The organism is Endozoicomonas ascidiicola, from assembly GCF_001646945.1.
Lineage (GTDB): Bacteria > Pseudomonadota > Gammaproteobacteria > Pseudomonadales > Endozoicomonadaceae > Endozoicomonas > Endozoicomonas ascidiicola.
Genome location: NZ_LUTV01000001.1, coordinates 989795 through 991586 on the forward strand (window position 1 = coordinate 989795; position 1792 = coordinate 991586).

The 1792-nt window shown below is 45.0% G+C and carries 2 protein-coding genes and 1 pseudogene; 1 reads left to right on the forward strand and 2 read right to left on the reverse strand.

Annotation, left to right across the window (positions count from 1 at the left end):
• Nucleotides 1–245, reverse strand: a pseudogene (locus tag AKL11_RS25550) (ISKra4 family transposase); the annotation flags it as partial.
• 272 nt (nt 246–517) lie between these two features.
• Between AKL11_RS25550 and AKL11_RS04040 the strand changes: the two are divergent.
• Nucleotides 518–988, forward strand: a complete 471-nt coding sequence (locus AKL11_RS04040) for an ISAs1 family transposase (RefSeq protein ID WP_067515287.1) — start codon at nt 518–520, stop codon at nt 986–988.
• Nucleotides 989–1194: 206 nt separating this feature from the next.
• Here the strand turns inward: AKL11_RS04040 and AKL11_RS04045 are convergent.
• Nucleotides 1195–1792: transposase (locus tag AKL11_RS04045; protein ID WP_216636754.1), on the reverse strand; the 598-nt coding region annotated here is incomplete at its 5' end.

The following is a 1792-nucleotide window of genomic DNA, read 5'->3' on the forward strand; positions in this document are numbered from 1 at the left end:
GCATTCTGATCAAGAGGGCAGAACGTTTTACCTCCCTTACTGCTCTGATAAACATAGCGCTCTACTGGACATTGCCCCCATGGAGACTCATAAACCTTGAGTTCCTTCTTTTTCTTGCAGGTCATACTGATGGAGCCAAGCTGGATAGGAGAGCCATCAGTGTCGAGGTATTCCAGCTGTTTGGCAGATGCCAGACGGCCAGCATCATTAAGCTCGTCCTGTAACTGCTCTTCAAACTCCAGCATTGACTTTCCATGCTGGATAGTGATGAGAACTTGGGTTTCGGAGTTTTTTGAAGAAAGTATCTGGGCAGGCATGGCAGCAAACATAAACGTCAGTAGTCAATTACTAATAGAGTAGATGCTTTTTAAATACTTGCTACATTATTCAGGCTGAGCACCCCTGAAATGTCTGATATTTTTCTGGATGGCCGTACCCACACGGCAAAAACATGAGTATTTTTTGAACAGACAGGCGGGCTGAAAAACGGCAGAATACCGTTTTTTTCTACCTATCTATGTCAGCAAAAGCCCTGTTCTCCAAATTCAGCACACTCACCGATCCTCGAGATCCCAAGAAAACAACGCATATTCTGGCTGAGATTATGTTTATCTCCGTTTGTGCCATTTTGTGCGGCGCAGATGACTGGAACGCCATTAGACTGTTCGCCGAAACTAAAGAAAAATGGTTTCGAAAGTATCTGACCTTACCCGGTGGAATTCCTGTCGCCATTACATTTAATCGTGTTTTTGCTGCAATCGATCCAGATGAGTTTCGTCAGATCTTTATCCAGTGGATACGGGACGTTCTTTCGGGTCTTGAACTTTCTGACAGCAGAATCGTCGCGATAGATGGCAAGACGGTTAAAGGTTCGGCCTGGAACAAGGGCAAAGACGCCATTCACATGGTTAACGCCTGGTGCACCGAAGCTGGATTGTCCCTGGGCCAATATAAGGTGGATGCCAAGTCTAACCCGGATATTTCATAAATGCTGCTAAGCCAGAAGAAGTGATGTTTTTTTGAACAAACAAATCCTTGCAGAGCATAGCAACAAACTCTTCTGCCTTTCGGTCATGCTTAACTGCACCTTTTTACCGCTATAAAATAATCGATTTTCCGAGTATTTGGCATGACGAACCCTCAGCTTGTTTTGCTGATTCAATTTCGTGCCTTTTATTCAAAGTGTTGTGTCTGTTACCCCGGTTTGGGGAACGGCAGKGCAGTAAACGTTTCTGTAATTCGCTGCAGYACCTCTTTCATTGGGTTACTGCTGGGCAGGTGTAACTTCACACGATCTTTGTACTCCACCACCTTAACAGCAATTTTGAACAATTTGGCAATCACTGTTGAAGGCTGTGCCTTCTCTAACTCAGTACCCTTCAACGCAATGGCTCTCATTTCATAATGCATAACATAGGCAGCGCATGCGTAATACATGCGTAACGCATTCGCCCGAAAACTCATATCCGATGTTCGATCACACGACAGGTCATTTTTCAGATGTTTGATGTAGTTTTCATCCTGCCCCCTCGGACAATAGAACTGTTCATRAATGCATTGTGCTGAAGCRTTTGTTATGGATGTCACCACAAAACGAGGATTGTCACCCATCTGATTGACTTCAGCTTTATAGATGACACGTGTATTCAGTCCTTTCCAACTCTTTGCCTGATAGTTTGCCTCACCATATATACGAACACGGTAAGGTATTGCCAAATCATTCGATCGTGCGTTAGCCGTGCGTTCCTGCAGGCAGCGACGAGCTTCAGCCATGCTCTCATCCGATTGAGGC